Raw genomic sequence first — 15,620 nt, forward strand, 5'->3', positions numbered from 1 at the left:
ATTTATAGTTTGCTGTCAGTTGGCATCTTAAGTGCCTTTACTAACGGTTTTGCTGATTTATCAAATAACGTATTTAATAAACCAGCCAATCTTATACCGCCTTGTTGTAGGCGAGTTTTAACAATTGGTAAGTTTTTGTAGATATAACTATAACTTACGTTTGTTTCATTTTCGTTATACAGTGAATTTGCAATATTATTTGATTCGATTAACCAATCGCTAGGTGAACTGGCAAGATAGTCCGTGATTAACGCTTGATTTGTTGTATTTATAAATTGCGCAAACTCAGTATAGGACAAATTTTCATTTTCAATGAGTTTTGTGTCCCATAGGCTATGTAAATTGGTATCTTGACCGAAGAATGTGACAGAAATATTGTTGCCACCACGATCTTCACCGCGTCCGGCATGAAAAGGTTGGTGGCTGTCACCAACTAGATGAACTAAAAAACGCAGTGCGAACTGTTTTTCAGCTAGTGAGGCTTTCTGGTTTTGTAAAACTGAGATTGAGTATTCCATGCCTTCAAGGATATCTGACACGGTTTCTTTATTATGATGGGCATCTGAATCGTAATGGGGTTTAGCATCGCCTTCTTTAAAGTTAATGTAATGCCAGCGCGAAGATTTCTTTTGCCAGAAATTTTCTGGAGCAGAACGCATTTCATCAGCCCACGTTGCAACTTGTGCTAGTGAGTCACCATCGAGTAGAGGAACTAATGCTAGTTTAGTGGTGTCTGTAATATGCTTAGATGCAATTTCACCAACAATACGATGACCATTTTGACCCCATGCATTTGCAGGGGTGCTTAACACTGCTGAAATAACTGGTGTTGATAACAGCAACATTTTTATTGTTTTTTGTAACATTGACTCAGTGTCCAAAATGAATGTGCAATGAAGCACGATTTCTTGTGGCATATTTTCCTGAATTTAAAATCAAATAGAAAGGACTCAATAAGATTCATAATTTCTTGTTCATATATGTTATTTATCAATGGTTTAAATAATTCAAGTAAAATTACTTGTTGTAATAAGTAAGAATAATTGTTCAAATAGAGACAACGGAGCGTTGTTGGCTATTAAAATTGAATTTAAGAACAATACTAATAAAAAAATCGTCGATTGTTACATTTTTGTTTCTATCAGTTATTTTGTTTTTTTATATCGGAATTTTGCAGGGTAAACCGGCTGTTTCTGATATCGATGCATTTATTGAAACGTCTTTTCAATGTGATACCAAATCAGAGGTTAACCTTAACGAGTTAGTGGTGTATTCATCGGGCAAAGTGTTGGCTGAGGATGTTGCTAAAACCTTATGCAATGATGACATCATAAGTAAACAATATGGCAAGGTAACCTCTTATTGGGGTTATAAAACCTCAGACACGATTGAGTTTTTAGGCAAAGGGATTGCTGATTTAATCCTTGCTAAAGAAAATTTAATTAACGCTTTTATGGCGGAGTCAACTTACAACTACCAAGCTGTTGTTGGATTTCCTGATTACACTGCCTATTTAATTTCGAGTAAAGAAAAACCTAGAATTGATAAGAGCTACTTTTTAGATAAACGCATTGGTTTACTTGATTACCCAACCAGTCGCTCAGGACATATTTTACCAAAGCAGCTATTTAAAAAATTAGATATCAACCTAGAAAACCTAGATATAACTTACGCTAGTTCCCATACTGAGTTAAGAGAGCTGCTTGCCAGCGGAAAGGTTGATTTAATTTCTTCTTATTGGCAAGACAGTGACCAGCAACGTTTTTCTAAAAATTATATTACGCCTATACGCGACAATATAAGTGGCAGTCGTTGGTATTTAAAAATGCAGGACGAGAACACCGACCTTTTATGTGCAGTTCAAGCGCAGTTAACCCTATTGGCACACAATCAAAATTCTCATTACTTTAATCATGTTGAGTCTTTTTGGGAATGTGACTCGACTCAGCAAACAATGAAAGTAGGGGATAGCAATGCTGCCAATTAGAATTAAGCTTGTTTATGGCGCAATATTTTTAAGCTGCTGCTTGGTATTATTTGCTACCTTCATTATTGCAAAAGCTTATAAGACAACAACTAATGATGCACTGACTTTAGCAAAAGTTGAAAACCGTATTGCTCTTGATTTAAACCATTTAAATTTACCAGATGGTTTTTTGAAGCACTCCGGTAGTAGAGACATGGTACTCAATTATATCACACGTCTTAATGCTCAGTTAGCAGACTCAGGCGTGATGGTTTACTCTATTGAAGGTATTTCGGAATATCCTGCTCGTGCTGATTTAATTACTAAGCAATTACATGCACCTCAAAAATCATTAACGGTTAGCTTTGTTATCGCATCTTCTTTATTAGATAAAAACGATATAGCTGTGTTCATTCTGGTCTGCTTATTTGCATCTACATTTACCTACTTATTATTTATCAGTGAACGAACCAAGATTCAAATAGCTAAAAACGAACCTGAAGTTGCAGTTCAGATAGAAGAGAAACCTAAATTGATAGTCGATCTTCAAAATAAAACCTTGGCTGCTAGTTGCGATGTTGATAAAACAGTGACCCTGCGAATAAACCATTGTGTTTTTATCTTGCTTTAGTTGAGTTTTGTATTGAACAACCAGACGTAGTGCTTAATCAAAATAAAGATGTACCAGAAGAATTACTGACTTTAGCGAACAAGTATTTTTACCGGTTAGTTGAGCTTGGTCACACAATACGTAAACGACCAAACTTTACTAATAGCTTAGAAAAAACTTTAAGCGAAATTCGGGCAGCCCTTGATGAAGTTTGGCAAGACCAGCTTGAGATAAAAGAAACCTATTATCCGCCTAAAGCCCATGGTGAAGGTTCACGCTCTCGATTACATCATTACGGATTGAAGTCGATTGAGAGCACCGATATTGAAGTCATAGGCAAATAATCTAGTTTTAAAGTAAAAAGGGAAGTCACTGACTTCCCTTTATCTATTTAGATATTGATGATTAGGTATCTAAAACTGCTTAGGAGTGTAATCAGCCGCTTTAACAGGGCTATTTTGCTCAAAGAAACGTTTTAATGCCTGTGCATCGGTATCATCTGTACTTACAAAGCCTTTTTTATTGGTAAGCGTAGGGTAGCCATCACCACCAGAGGCGTTGTAGCTATTAATACTCATTCGATATGTTTTAGTCATATCAAGTGGTTTACCAGCAATTTTAACATCAGATAAAGTGTCGTTATCGCGTTTGAAGCTTAGCTTATAGTATTGTAAGTAGGCACCTGAATCAGGTGGGAAAGAAGTAACAACCTGCAAGTAGTCATATAGCTCTTGGCTTGTCATATCAATATAGGTGATACGGTTTTTAAAAGGATGAACTTTTAAAATATCTTTATAACTGACATCGCCAGCTTGAATGCTATCACGAATACCGCCACCGCTTATTAAACCAAAATCAGCACCCACTGACTGCATTTGTGCAGCAATAATAACGCGTGCTAAGTTTACTTGCTCATAGCGTACTTTATTGCGGTCACCTTCAAGTTTTGCATCCACGTTACCTATTTTACCAGCAATTTGTGCTGCACCTTTTTTCTGATAAACCGCGAGCATGTCTTGTAAGTTTTTGTTTGGCTCGATGTACTCAGCCGCTAGCTGTTTATTGCCATTTTCATCATCGATATAAAGGTTTACCGGAATAAGTGAGTAATTAAGCAGAGTTAATTCATCGTTTTCTAACTTGAATTCAGCTTTTCCCACATATTTACCCCACTCATGGGCTTGCATGATCCAAGTACCGTTTTGTTGATCAGGCTTACACGCTTTACCTGGCATAAAGCTTTCGTCAGCAACATTGGCTTCTTTCATACACACCGGCTCTTGTGAATGACCGCCGACAATAATATCTAGCATTCCTTTTGGTAAGTTACGCGCCATAGTCACATCACCGGGTGCATTAATACCAAAGTTAGCATCAACATAGTGACCCATGTGCGTTACAGCAATAGTGATATCAGGCTTGTACTGCTTTTCAATTTTTGGGGCTAATTTTGCAGTCACTTCTGTAGGGTCTTTAAATTCTAGGCCACCGATATACTGCGGGTTACCTATTTTTGCTGTATCTGTTGTGGTTAAACCAATGACAGCAATTTTGAGTCCGTTTTTTTCAAAGATTTTGTATGCTTGATAACGAGTTTCACCGGTCGTTTTATCTATAATATTGGCTGATAAAAAAGGGAAGTTAGACCATTTTTGCTGTTTATCGAGTACAGCCAGCGGGTTATCAAACTCATGGTTACCAATTGCCATGGCATCGTAACCAATTACAGACATACCTTTAAAATCCGGTTCTGCGTGTTGTAGATCTGATTCAGGAATACCTGTATTGATATCGCCACCAGACAGCAGTAAAACTGCATGTCCTTGTGCTTTAGCATCGGCTCTTAATTGATCAATTAAAGTCTTGCGAGCAGCCATACCATATTCACCATGTTCGTTATTCCAAAAACGACCGTGATTATCATTAGTATGGAGCAGAGTGAAATATTGGGCTGAATCTGTATTGTTAGAAGAGGAGCTACACGCGGTTAGGGTAACCAGTAGCGATGTTAGTAAAAAAAAACGCATAATTGTTTGCCTGAATAGAGCAGTAGGTTAATTATGCGCTTAGTTTAAACGACTTAAGTTTAAATTAAATGTCTTTTATAAACTTTTGTCGCTATTTTCTGTATTTAGTTGTCCTGTTGCGGCAAGTTGTCTTCGTTGTAGTTCTTGTTCTGCATAATGAGACTTAAGATGATTATTGCCGACCATCCAATTTAAAAAACTAGCGGGTAACTTACTATAAGGCTCACCTTGGTGTAAACGAAAATCGCATATTGCGTTCTCTTCATTCGCCATGGTTCATTCCTGTGTGTTCATTGTTGTCGTGCAGATACTAACAAACTGAGCCTATTTGATAAGACGATTTTGATTTAATCTTTAAACTTTTTATAACCATAATGAATACACAGTGTAAATTAATGTAACTGAGATGTAATTGATTTGACGCGTTTTGTGTAACTGTTTTGTTTGCTATTTAAGCACCTGCCTATTTTGTTTAAGCTTCTTGCAGTTTTATAATAAAAATTATCAGGAAAGATAAACAATGAAAAAACATCTACTTGCAACAGCTTTATTGGCTAGCAGTTTTACAGCGAATGCAACTATTGTCGAAATGCAAACGGACCTGGGCAGCATTACGATTCATCTTTATGATCAACAGACACCTGTTACAGTTGAGAACTTTTTAAATTATGTTGCAGATGGTAGCTACGATGGCACCGTTATCCATCGTTCTGTTGATAACTTTATTTTACAAGGTGGGGGTTTTAAATTTGGTACTGACTTTGATGCGATAGACACCGCAGACGCTATTACTAATGAACCAGAGTTGTCTAATGTGAAAGGTACCATTGCAATGGCTAAGCTTGGTGGCAATGCTAACAGTGCAACCAGTCAGTGGTTTTTTAATTTAAAAGATAACAGCGCAAATCTTGACTTACAAAATGGTGGCTTTACCGTTTTTGGCGAGGTAACTGTCCAGAGTATGGCTGTGATAGAGCAAATCACAGAATTAGTACATTGTGGAGAGATCCCAGTAGTAAACTTAAATGAAGAGCAGTGCCCAGATACAACATCAGGTTTTAGTGGTGAAAACTTATTTTACATTAACAGTGTAACTGTGATTGACGATGACCCTAATTCATCTGCTTCTTTATCACCAAAAGAAAACACGCTGATTGATGAAGATGACGCTTCAGACAACGGCGGTAGTAGTTCAGGTGGTAGTCTTGCATGGATGCTATCTTTATTAGCCCTAGCAGGCTTTGCTCGTCGTAAATAATTCCAACCAACAAAGTTAATAAGGCGCTAAAAAGCGCCTTATTTCTTTGTATTGATGATTATTAAAAGATTCTAACTAAAATCAGCACCCACATTATTAGCATTATAAAGCTACTGACAACGAAACTATAATAGCGCGCCTTCAAGGTGTTTGAAGTTAAGTGTATTACGCTATGAATAATTCTTAATGCAACATAAACCCAAGCAAGGGCAACAAAAACAGTACCTACAGCATTGACTTGCAGAGCTGTTAAACAGGCAATAAAAAACAGCACAGGCATTTCGAATTGATTGATAAAGTTACGATCTGCTACGCGAACATTATCCCCAGCTTTTTCAAGTTCCATTAATAAGAAGTCTTTCATCTCAATGGTTTTTTGCTTTGCCGCACGAAAACGGCGCTTACCCATAATGTACATCACAATAAATGTCAGTAACACCTGAGTGAACATTGCTACAATTAGCCACCTTTCCATAGCTCATCCTTTGTTATAGTTATTGCTATTAATCTTAACCGTAAGTACTGCATTTTCACAATGTGTTACAAAGTTTTGCTGTAACTTAACTGAAAAGCATTGAATTGCGGCGCTCGAAAACACATGATAAATAAAAATTTATTCAATTTCTAATGGATACAAAATAATGAAAAAAATAATGGGACTCAGTGCAATCGCTTTTGCAGTGTTAGCAGGTTGTTCTTCTACTTCTACCACAACGCCTCCTGCTGCTAATACTAACCTTATTCCAGACTCGTTAGTTATCAGCCCAAACGACACCCGTGAGTACAAAACATTAAAACTTGATAACGAAATTGATGTAATTTTAATTTCAGATCCAAGTGCTGAAAAATCAGCTGCTGCATTGAGTGTTGGTGTTGGTTTATTGCACGACCCTATGTCGCAACAAGGTATGGCGCACTATTTAGAGCATATGCTGTTCCTTGGTACGGACCGTTACCCAGACACCAAAGGTTACAGTGATTTTATGACTAAAAATGGCGGTGCTCATAACGCTTACACTTGGTTAGATATCACAAACTACATGTTCAAAGTGAACAATGATGCCTACGATGAAGCACTTGACCGTTTTGCGGATTTCTTTAAATCACCAAAGCTTTACCCTGAGTACACAGACAAAGAAAAAAATGCCGTAAATGCCGAATGGTCAATGCGCCGTGAGATGGACTTTTTTGGTCAATTCAAACTGGCACGTCAAATGATGGGCTCACATCCTGCTAACCGCTTCTTGATTGGTAACCTAGAAACACTAGGTGATAAAGAAGGCAGCAATCTTCATAAAGAAACCGTTGCTTTTTATAACAAGTACTATTCATCGAACATTATGAAAGTGGCGATGATTTCTAATCGTCCACTTGCTGAGATGGAAGCAAAAGCAAAACAGTACTTTGCTGAAATTGAAAATAAAAATATCGAAAAGCCAACGGTGACTGATAAGTTAGATTTCTCTGAAGCTGGCGGTAAACGTGTTTATTACGCACCGAATGAAGACGTAAAACAACTGCAATTAGAATTCACTATTGCTGATAACAGTTCACAATTTGCAGTTAAACCAAACCGTTTTGTTTCTTACCTTTTAAGTAACGAAATGCAAGGCAGCCCAGCACAAATACTACGTGATAAAGGTTGGGTATCAGGTTTATCGTCTTCTGCTTCACCAACGCAATATGGGAACTACGGAAGCTTAACAGTTGATATTGAATTGACTGATGCCGGCATGCAAAACCGCGAAGAAATTGTTGCTATGGTTATGCAATATATTGCACTTATCAAAGAGCAGGGTGTTGATAGCAAATACTTTAATGAAATTCGTACATCGTTAAACAATTCGTTTCAATTCCTAGAAAAAGGGGATGAGTTTGGTTATGTAAGTAACTTAACTGATAGCATGCAAAAGTTCCCTGTGAACAACGCAATTAACGCACCTTATTATTATGCCAAGTTTGATGCAGATGCGGTGCAAAATGTCCTTTCGCAATTAAACGAAGATACTTTACGTATTTGGTATATTTCAAAACAAGAAGAGACAGATTCACAGCTGCATTTTTACGATGGTAAATATCGTATTGAAGATATCAGCGAGTCAGAAGTTGCAAGCTGGAATAAACCAAGTGAATACGCGTTAGCATTACCAACAGTAAACCGCTTATTACCTGAAAGCTTTGCAATTAAAACAGCTGAGTTTAAACAACAAGCGCACCCTGAACTCGTATTTGATCAGCAAGGCGTTAAAGTTTGGCGTCAAGCAAGTCAGCAGTTTGCTGAGCAGCCTAAAGGTCTTGTTGAAGTTTATATTAATACGCCAGATGCCCTTGTGAATGTAAAATCACAGGTTCTTTACTCAATTTGGGCTGATCTTTATAACTTACAACAAAGTAAATTAAGCACAGAAGCCGCTGTTGCAGGTATGAGTTTAGGGTTACAGCCAAGTAATGGTCTTGTGTTATCGCTTAGTGGTTTCACTGATAAACAAGATGTCCTTTTAGCTCAGGCGCTTGAAAATCTTACCTTAGAGGTGTCTGAAGAAGGTTTTGCCCAAGCAATCGATCGTTTTAAGCGTGATTTACTAAATCAGCAAAAACAGTTCCCGTTCTATCAAGCATTCGGTGAGTACTCTAAGCTTACTCGTAGTGGTAAATTTGATACCGAAACCTTGATTGCTGCGGCAGATGCGCTTACCTTAGCTGATTTTACGGCTATTAAGCAATCAACACTTGCTGCCAATGACTTACGCGTATTCACGTTTGGTAACTACAACCAAAATGATGTTGACGCTATTGCGAGTAAACTAACCGCTATTTTACCAAAAGGTCATAAAGCGACCGAGTTTGCTAGAAGTAAAGCCTGGTTGCCTCAGCCTGGTGAGCGTATCGTTTTACAAAAAGATATTGATGTAGCTGATGTAGCAATCATTGACATGGTTGTTCACCCAACCCCTGGCTATAAACAACAAGCACAGGCACAAATTTTACAAAGCCACTTTAGAACCGTAGCGTTTGATAAGTTACGTACTGAAGAGCAACTTGCTTATGCGGTTGGTGCGTTAGCGCGTCCAATCGAAGATTATTCTGCATTAGGTCTTTACATTCAAACACCGGTTAAAGGTCCTAAAGAGATGCAGGCGCGCTTTGATGAGTTTAAAAAGCAATACGCAGTTGAGCTTGATAACATGACAGAAGAAACATTTGCACAACTTAAAAATGCAACGCTTGTGTCTTTAAAAGAGCAACCTAAGAATTTAAGTGATGAAATGTCGCCACTTATTACAGACTGGTATCGTGAGAACTTTAAGTTTGACTCTAAAGAAAAGCTTATCGCTGAAGTTGAAAAAGTAACCTTGGCTGATCTGAAAGATTATTACAAGAAAACGATGCTCAATAGTGAAGCTGCGCGTTTAAACATTCAAATGCGTGGTAGTAAGTTTGCAGACAAGCCATTTGCAGATCTGAAAAGCCAAACAAAAGTTGAAAACTTAGAAAGTTTTTACAAAGGCATTAAATTCCAAAACTAATTTAATAGTTGATAAACAAAAGCCCAAGCTATTGCTTGGGCTTTTTGATTTATGCGATAAGCAAAAATCCTATAAATGCAGCCGTTGCAGCAAGTAAGGTATAAGGCAGTTGCGTGATAGCATGGCTGACTAAATCACACCCTGAGCCTTGTGCAGCAAGTACGGTGGAATCTGAATAGAAGCACGCTTGACTACCAAATGACGACGCCGATAACAAAGCACCAATCACTAAAGGAATATTGGCATCAATTGCGTAAGCCAGTGGCATTACAATAGGAATAGTTACTGCGAAAATCCCCCAGCTTGAACCCGTTGCAAAAGCAAGGACTGCCATTGCTAAAAACACCACGGCTGGTAAGTACTGTGCTGTCATATAAGGGCTCAAGGTATTTATGACATATTGCGGTAGCATTAATTGGTCACACACATCTTTAAATATAAATGCTGCAACCACAGTTCCTATAGCGGGTATCATGCTTTTAAAACCATCGAGCATACGCTCAACGAGTTCTGACAATGTCATCAACTTTTGTAACATATAAAAAGGCAAAACAACGGTAAAGGTTGCCAGCAGCCCTTTATAGACGTCAATGTCAAAGTAAACAGTAAACGTAACAAGTAAAACTATAGGTACTAAAAAGTTATAGAGTTTGCCGTTTGAAGCGGCTGTTTCAAAGTTTTCTTCTGCTGCTTTTACTGCGTATTCATCCGCTGTTTGAACATCTGTGTACTGGCTATTTGATATTTCGATTTGATTATTCATGGCACGTAGTTGTGCTTTTTTCATCGGACCAAAAGCAGGAATGACATTTAAGCTAACTAGTAATACCACAATGACTGCAAACCAAGCATATAACATGTAAGGTATTGCTTGGATATATACAGCAATACCTTGACCTTCTGGTGCAACATTATTATCAACTAACAAGCCACCAAAAAAAACGGCCCATGTAGAGAGTGGTACAAGCACACAAATAGGCGCAGCCGTTGAGTCAACAACATAAGCGAGCATTTCGCGGCTAATTTTAAACTTATCGGTGATACGCTTCATAGTTTCACCGACGGTTAATGCATTTAGGTAATCATCGATAAAAATAATTACACCTAGCACAAAGGTCATTACTAACGATGAACGCTGGCCTTTGGCAAATTTTAACGCTAATTCGGCGAATGCACTTGCACCCCCGGTTCTCACTAATAAAGCGATTAATGCACCAAATCCACCACAGACTAGAATTAGCCAGGCAATGGTTTCGTCTTGCATTACTTTTAATGAAATATCAGCAAAATTGGCTAACACAGCGGTCGGACCTAGCATGGCTAAACCAAATAAAGCACCAATCAGTAAAGATAAAATAGGGCGGCGTAAAAATACGGCCAAAACCACCACCAATACTGGCGGCAGTAAACTTAACGCAGAAGGTTCTTGCATTATAATTTTCACACAGTTAAGCAATCGAGATTGCTTAGAGAAATCAAAAGTCTATTGACTCAATTAACTGCTTTACGCGAACACACTTTTATGGACCCTTTAGGGAAAGTGCCTGCGTTGGCTGGCGCCAGACAGTATAGAGGGTATACTGCTTTTGTTTTGCCCAAAACATCGCAAGAAAAATAATCCTGAATATTAATTTAGTCAATAACAATTTTAATTGCGATGATAATTATTTTACACTCATCTATAACGTCACTTTTTATTAATTGAGCAAAGGGATTATGGCATTTTCAGATACTTACAGACTCAGTAGCCATGCGGTTATCACCAACAACCAAGGTCAGGTGTTATTACTAAAAGCTGATTACGGTCAAAAAAGTTGGGGGCTACCTGGCGGCGCTTTAGATAAAGGTGAAACCATTCATCAAGCGTTACTTCGCGAATGCCAAGAAGAACTTAATTGTTATGTAGATATCGCTTATTTAAGTGGCGTTTATTATCACACAGCGTTTAACTCTCATGCGTTTATTTTTCGTGCTCATATAGCTGAGGACGCTGAGATAATGTTGAGTAATGAGCACACAGAGTATGGCTATTTCGATATTGACGAGTTATCTAAAGTACAAAAAGAGCGTGTTCTTGATTGCCTTAATTTTACCAATGATGTCGTGAGTAAGGTGTTTTAATAAATGTTAGATATATATTTGCGCGCTGGGCAGCCTGATGATGCCGCGTTTATCGTTGAGCTTTTAAACCAAGCAACATTTTTAGAGCACATAGGTAATAAAAACATTAATACGCCCGCACAAGCAGAGCATTATATTCAACAAACGTTTATAAATAGCCACCAGCAATTTGGCTTTGGCAGTTATATTGTTTGTTTAGCTGATGATACACCGGTTGGAATGGTGGGGCTCTTTCAGCGCGATGCGTTAGCTATCCCCGATTTAGGATTTGCCTTGTTAGCTAAATATGAAGGCAAGGGTATTATTACATCTGCTGCTAGGTTATTGATGGCCAAAAAACACGTATTAGAGCTTGGTGTACTTGCAGCAATAACCTCACCAACAAATATTGGCTCACAAAAGGTGTTACAGAAACTTGGCTTTGAGTTCATAGGCGATGTCATCATTAACGATGACAATCAGCCTCTAAAACTCTTTTTAAAGAGTAAGCTTTGATACTTCGTTTGCAACTTGTTTGTTTACCTTTAACCATGTTGACTCAAGTGTCGCGACAAGCCCTTCGTAATCACTTGCTTGTAATGGTGTGAGCTCATTGAAGTAATTAACCGCTTTTAACTTTGATCCGACTCAGGGTTTGTATAGTACAAACGCCAAAGCCCTGCAATGTTGGCATTGCCTTGCTCATCGCCATTAAAGTGATGTAGCTCATATTCTAATTCATAATAGCTTTGTTGATCTAAATCGGTGATCACCGGTAAACCTTTTATTACCATCCAATTATCAAGGTCAGTGTAAAGCTGTTGATGGGCACTGGCGGTTAACATTAAATCCGGTGATTCACTCCATAAATGGTAGTTAGCAGCATTGACTCGGTTGTTGTCGAGTACCATAGCAATACCGCGATTATTAAGCGCACCACGTAATTGTACTGTGTTGATCCTTAGCTGAGCTTGCGTATTTTCAGCTAACCGCTGCATATTCACGATTGGCTGCGAGAATTGATAATACTCAATAGTTGAGAATGACGTCTGACTGCAGGCCGAAAGTAACAGCACTGATGCCACTGAAGCACAGAGTTTATAGTTCATTATTGTTTCCTCGGCGTTGGATCTGCGGGTAGTTCTTTATCAAATATCAGCATATTAGGCTGCTGGTTCAAGCCACGTGTAAGTGGTTGTAGCTCTTCACTTAAACGTTTAAATTCGGACAAGGTAGTTTGTAACTGCTGATGGAAAGCCGAACCTTGTTCGTAACTTGCCATGGTTTTTTCAAATTGTTTCATGGTTTTATCGAACTGTTGCATGCTTTTAGTCATTTCTGCAAAGTTGCGATTTATATCACCGGGTAAATCTTGGGTATCTTGTTTATTGATCAATTCTCGCATGTCATGAGCAAGTTCTTGGTACTCAGAAAACGTAGTTTGCATTTGTGCCAAGCTGTCTTCTATCTTAAGGTTGTTCACTTTATTTAACACATCGGATACTTGGTCAGCTATGACCGTAATACCACTCGATACACTTGGGAATACGGTATAATCTGCTATAGTCTTTAATTCGGCAGGTTCCGCGTTATCATAAATGTCTAAGTCAACGTATACAGCGCCGGTAAGTAAGTTACCTGGCTTTAAAGAGGCTCTAAGGCCATTTTTAATCCAGCTATCTAAGCTTGAATGCCAAAACTCGCGTGCAGCTGTACTGTCGTGGTAAAGACGACCATATTCAATTTTAATAAGGGCAGGTACTGCGGTATTGTCAGTTCTAAAGTGTGCAGGCTTGCCGTCGATCATGACACTTGCTGGTGCTTCAACCACACTACCAATACGCATACCACGGTATTCAACAGGTGCCCCAGCTCTTAACCCGCGAATTGATTGCTCAAAATCGATTAAGTAATAATCAAAGTCATAAAAGCGCTCTTCTAACGCGGCTTTATAACTATTACTTAATGAAAAACTGTGTCCATTAGTGGCGACTTCACCAGGAGATTGCTGCTCAGGTATACCTACAGAAATTCCACCTTTAAGTAACTTACTTAATGAACCTGTATTTACATTAATTCCATCAGCTGATAGGTCTATTTCGATACCTGAGTTCACCCAAAATATAGAATTTAAGGTAATTAAATTTTGATAAGGCTCATTAATGAAAATGCCATATTTCATGGCCTGATTTTTCCAGTCAAAGGTTGCAGTTTCTATTTGGCCAATTTTGTAATCTTTGAAATAAATACCCGTACTTACATCAAGTACTTCAGCGTTATAGCTAAGCAGTGTGAAACGACCACCTTTAACATCATTGCCAATTAATGCGGGTTCATCCTGAAGTTCAAACTTATCCGCTAGCTTCTTGCTTTCACCCGGTGCAAATTCTAAGTATACGCCTGAGAGCAGAGTGCTCATTCCAGTAATACCTGTATCATCAATTCGTGGTTTAACGACCCAAATTTTTGCATCGTCAGTTAATAGGTCATCATAGTGTTTATCGATTTGAGCTCTTGCAATTACACTATTTTGCTGATCTGACAGACGTACATGATTAATTTGGCCGATTTTTACACTACGTACTTTTATTTCAGTTTTGCCAGCAACGATACCTTCTGCATGAGGCATTTTTATAAAGATAGTGGTGCCTTTATTTGCCTGATACTGGTATAACATCCATGCGCCTATTAGTAGGGCAATTAACGGAATTATCCATATAGCCGAAATATTTGGCGCTGATTTTATTTTAGCGTTTTCGCTCATGCCAGAGTCTCTTGTTTTACTTTCTTTAAATTAGTAGGGCTGTCCCACAGTAAGCGTGGATCAAATGCATGGGCTGCCAACATTTGGCAAATTACCATAGTGGTAAAAAATATTGTGCCGATGCCTGGTGTCACAGACATTAAATTTCCTAGTTGTACTAAGGCTACTAGAATCGCGACAACAAATACATCAATCATTGACCATTTACCTATAAATTCAGTTAATTGGTAGATACGTGTATAGCCTTTTGTTTGTCTATTTGCAGGCTTCATCACCATATAGCATAAAAAACTTAAGATTAGCGCTTTGGCAAGGGGAACAACTACACTGGCCAAAAATATGATCATGGCTATTGGATAAGAACCACTATTCCACAAAATCATCACACCACCAATAATCGTAGAAGGCATTTCATCACCTAGGCTGGTGGTATACATAATTGGGTAGATGTTGGCTGGGATGTAGCAAGCGACAGATGTGATCAACCAAGCAAACGCTTTTTGTACACTATAAGGATTGCGGGTAAAGGTTTTTGTGTCACATCGCGAGCAAATTTCAGTATTACATAATTGGCCACAAACATGACAAGCACGCAGTCCTTGATCGATAGCTCGTGTGTTTGCAATTGTTTGATCTATATATGCGGGCTCTCTTAATTGCTTCCAAAGATAGTGTTTATTTAACTTCGCCATGGTTGCTACATATAGAACCACAAATGCCACATAGGACCAAAAGCTTACACCAAATTCAATGTCTGCCATTGACATTATTTTGACCATGCTGACCATCACCCCGATTAAGAAAATCTCGGACATGATCCAAGGCTCTAAAGCAAAGGTGGTTTTTAACAATCTTTTGCCCCACAAATAAGGTATTACTTTTAATACACCTAAATGTAGCGGAATAATCAATAGTAATAACAACATAGGTAAGCCTATGATGCTTATGTCAATAAATAGACCCAAAAAATCGTTATCGTAATTGAATAAAATACGCGCAGCATCAGGAAGCGTAATGGTTTGTGTAATACCGCTACTCGTGAAAGATAAAAAAGGATAAAACATACTGCTTAAAAGCATGACTATTGCGCTTAAGCTCAATGCGACCACTGTACTGTCTTGGCAGGCTTGTGATGTTGATAACTTAGTATTGCAATGTGGGCAAAGCGCTACTTGTTTTGCATTTAAATGTGGGATCTCAACGACCAGATCACAACTAGGGCAGGCTGTTTGCAAACTTAGGGTCTCATAAACAAGAACTTAGTTAAGTTTGCACCAAATACTGCATAAATACAAATGCAGCATTGTTTAATATAAGCTAATATTTGTACAAAGCGATTACGCTTTTTAATACATTTAATTCATTATG

15 protein-coding genes and 1 pseudogene are annotated in these 15,620 nt (G+C 38.3%); 7 read left to right on the forward strand and 9 right to left on the reverse strand.

Annotation, left to right across the window (positions count from 1 at the left end; translation table 11 throughout):
* Window positions 1-2: 2 nt before the first annotated feature.
* Window positions 3-866, reverse strand: coding sequence for a S1/P1 nuclease (locus tag ACRWSG_RS21845; protein WP_194441397.1), 864 nt, complete (start codon window positions 864-866; stop codon window positions 3-5).
* A 218-nt stretch (window positions 867-1,084) separates the two neighbouring features.
* On the opposite strand from ACRWSG_RS21845, the gene ACRWSG_RS21850 reads away from it, so the two are divergent.
* The 3 genes from ACRWSG_RS21850 to ACRWSG_RS21860 are packed head-to-tail and all read left to right on the forward strand — an operon-like array spanning window position 1,085 to window position 2,920.
* On the forward strand, window positions 1,085-1,987 hold the full coding sequence (locus tag ACRWSG_RS21850; RefSeq protein WP_054552196.1) for a type 2 periplasmic-binding domain-containing protein: 903 nt from the start codon (window positions 1,085-1,087) through the stop codon (window positions 1,985-1,987).
* Window positions 1,974-2,597 (forward strand): hypothetical protein, encoded by a 624-nt coding sequence (locus ACRWSG_RS21855; protein WP_462167517.1) that lies wholly within the window; start codon window positions 1,974-1,976, stop codon window positions 2,595-2,597. Before ACRWSG_RS21850 ends, ACRWSG_RS21855 begins: the two co-directional genes overlap by 14 nt.
* Complete coding sequence (locus ACRWSG_RS21860) at window positions 2,576-2,920, forward strand: hypothetical protein (RefSeq protein ID WP_462167518.1); 345 nt, start codon at window positions 2,576-2,578, stop codon at window positions 2,918-2,920. The genes ACRWSG_RS21855 and ACRWSG_RS21860 overlap by 22 nt, the downstream gene beginning before the upstream one ends.
* A gap of 69 nt (window positions 2,921-2,989) precedes the next feature.
* Here ACRWSG_RS21860 and ushA read toward each other — a convergent pair whose 3' ends face one another.
* The 3 genes from ushA to ACRWSG_RS21875 all read right to left on the reverse strand — a co-directional run bounded on the left by ushA (window position 2,990) and on the right by ACRWSG_RS21875 (window position 5,215).
* Window positions 2,990-4,603, reverse strand: coding sequence for a bifunctional UDP-sugar hydrolase/5'-nucleotidase UshA (gene ushA / locus ACRWSG_RS21865; RefSeq protein WP_462167519.1), 1,614 nt, complete (start codon window positions 4,601-4,603; stop codon window positions 2,990-2,992).
* 75 nt (window positions 4,604-4,678) lie between these two features.
* Entirely contained in the window at window positions 4,679-4,876 is a 198-nt protein-coding gene (locus ACRWSG_RS21870; protein WP_462167520.1) for a hypothetical protein, read from the reverse strand.
* Window positions 4,877-5,107: 231 nt separating this feature from the next.
* Window positions 5,108-5,215 (reverse strand): AgrD family cyclic lactone autoinducer peptide, encoded by a 108-nt coding sequence (locus ACRWSG_RS21875; RefSeq protein ID WP_365995968.1) that lies wholly within the window; start codon window positions 5,213-5,215, stop codon window positions 5,108-5,110.
* On the opposite strand from ACRWSG_RS21875, the gene ACRWSG_RS21880 reads away from it, so the two are divergent.
* A complete protein-coding gene (locus ACRWSG_RS21880; RefSeq protein WP_366035299.1) occupies window positions 5,184-5,861 on the forward strand; it encodes a peptidylprolyl isomerase in 678 nt (225 codons plus the stop codon). The two genes, ACRWSG_RS21875 and ACRWSG_RS21880, sit on opposite strands and share 32 nt — an antisense overlap.
* 61 nt (window positions 5,862-5,922) lie before the next feature.
* Here the strand turns inward: ACRWSG_RS21880 and ACRWSG_RS21885 are convergent, their stop codons facing one another.
* Complete coding sequence (locus ACRWSG_RS21885) at window positions 5,923-6,336, reverse strand: MAPEG family protein (RefSeq protein ID WP_138599799.1); 414 nt, start codon at window positions 6,334-6,336, stop codon at window positions 5,923-5,925.
* A 166-nt stretch (window positions 6,337-6,502) separates the two neighbouring features.
* Between ACRWSG_RS21885 and ACRWSG_RS21890 the strand changes: the two genes are divergently transcribed.
* A complete protein-coding gene (locus ACRWSG_RS21890) occupies window positions 6,503-9,388 on the forward strand; it encodes an insulinase family protein (protein WP_462167521.1) in 2,886 nt (961 codons plus the stop codon).
* 49 nt (window positions 9,389-9,437) lie between these two features.
* On the opposite strand, the gene ACRWSG_RS21895 is transcribed toward ACRWSG_RS21890, so the two are convergent.
* Window positions 9,438-10,820, reverse strand: coding sequence for a Na+/H+ antiporter NhaC family protein (locus tag ACRWSG_RS21895; RefSeq protein ID WP_138599797.1), 1,383 nt, complete (start codon window positions 10,818-10,820; stop codon window positions 9,438-9,440).
* A 284-nt stretch (window positions 10,821-11,104) separates the two neighbouring features.
* On the opposite strand from ACRWSG_RS21895, the gene ACRWSG_RS21900 reads away from it, so the two are divergent.
* Window positions 11,105-11,509, forward strand: a complete 405-nt coding sequence (locus tag ACRWSG_RS21900; RefSeq protein ID WP_462167522.1) for an NUDIX hydrolase — start codon at window positions 11,105-11,107, stop codon at window positions 11,507-11,509.
* A 3-nt stretch (window positions 11,510-11,512) separates the two neighbouring features.
* A complete protein-coding gene (locus ACRWSG_RS21905; protein WP_138599795.1) occupies window positions 11,513-12,004 on the forward strand; it encodes a GNAT family N-acetyltransferase in 492 nt (163 codons plus the stop codon).
* On the opposite strand, the pseudogene ACRWSG_RS21910 reads toward ACRWSG_RS21905, so the two are convergent.
* From ACRWSG_RS21910 to ACRWSG_RS21920, 3 genes and pseudogenes are all read right to left on the reverse strand, one after another.
* A pseudogene (locus ACRWSG_RS21910) lies at window positions 11,987-12,597 on the reverse strand (PqiC family protein). The gene ACRWSG_RS21905 and the pseudogene ACRWSG_RS21910 sit on opposite strands and share 18 nt — an antisense overlap.
* Window positions 12,597-14,252, reverse strand: coding sequence for an intermembrane transport protein PqiB (pqiB, locus tag ACRWSG_RS21915; RefSeq protein WP_054552207.1), 1,656 nt, complete (start codon window positions 14,250-14,252; stop codon window positions 12,597-12,599). The pseudogene ACRWSG_RS21910 and the gene pqiB overlap by 1 nt, the downstream one beginning before the upstream one ends.
* The gene (locus ACRWSG_RS21920) at window positions 14,249-15,487 is read right to left on the reverse strand and encodes a PqiA/YebS family transporter subunit (RefSeq protein ID WP_462167523.1); all 1,239 of its coding nucleotides are present in this window, start codon (window positions 15,485-15,487) and stop codon (window positions 14,249-14,251) included. Before ACRWSG_RS21920 ends, pqiB begins: the two co-directional genes overlap by 4 nt.
* Between the last annotated feature and the right edge of the window lie 133 nt (window positions 15,488-15,620).

The organism is Pseudoalteromonas sp. GB43 (assembly GCF_054923805.1).

Bases quoted from the DNA above. Each gene is read 5' to 3' on its own strand.
- ACRWSG_RS21845 (WP_194441397.1), bottom strand. From the start codon at position 866: ATGTTACAAAAAACAATAAAAATGTTGCTGTTATCAACACCAGTTATT.
- ACRWSG_RS21855 (WP_462167517.1), top strand. From the start codon at position 1,974: ATGCTGCCAATTAGAATTAAGCTTGTTTATGGCGCAATATTTTTAAGC.
- ushA (WP_462167519.1), bottom strand. From the start codon at position 4,603: ATGCGTTTTTTTTTACTAACATCGCTACTGGTTACCCTAACCGCGTGT.
- ACRWSG_RS21870 (WP_462167520.1), bottom strand. From the start codon at position 4,876: ATGGCGAATGAAGAGAACGCAATATGCGATTTTCGTTTACACCAAGGT.
- ACRWSG_RS21875 (WP_365995968.1), bottom strand. From the start codon at position 5,215: ATGCTGCCCAGGTCCGTTTGCATTTCGACAATAGTTGCATTCGCTGTA.
- ACRWSG_RS21885 (WP_138599799.1), bottom strand. From the start codon at position 6,336: ATGGAAAGGTGGCTAATTGTAGCAATGTTCACTCAGGTGTTACTGACA.
- ACRWSG_RS21890 (WP_462167521.1), top strand. From the start codon at position 6,503: ATGAAAAAAATAATGGGACTCAGTGCAATCGCTTTTGCAGTGTTAGCA.
- ACRWSG_RS21895 (WP_138599797.1), bottom strand. From the start codon at position 10,820: ATGCAAGAACCTTCTGCGTTAAGTTTACTGCCGCCAGTATTGGTGGTG.
- ACRWSG_RS21900 (WP_462167522.1), top strand. From the start codon at position 11,105: ATGGCATTTTCAGATACTTACAGACTCAGTAGCCATGCGGTTATCACC.
- ACRWSG_RS21905 (WP_138599795.1), top strand. From the start codon at position 11,513: ATGTTAGATATATATTTGCGCGCTGGGCAGCCTGATGATGCCGCGTTT.
- pqiB (WP_054552207.1), bottom strand. From the start codon at position 14,252: ATGAGCGAAAACGCTAAAATAAAATCAGCGCCAAATATTTCGGCTATA.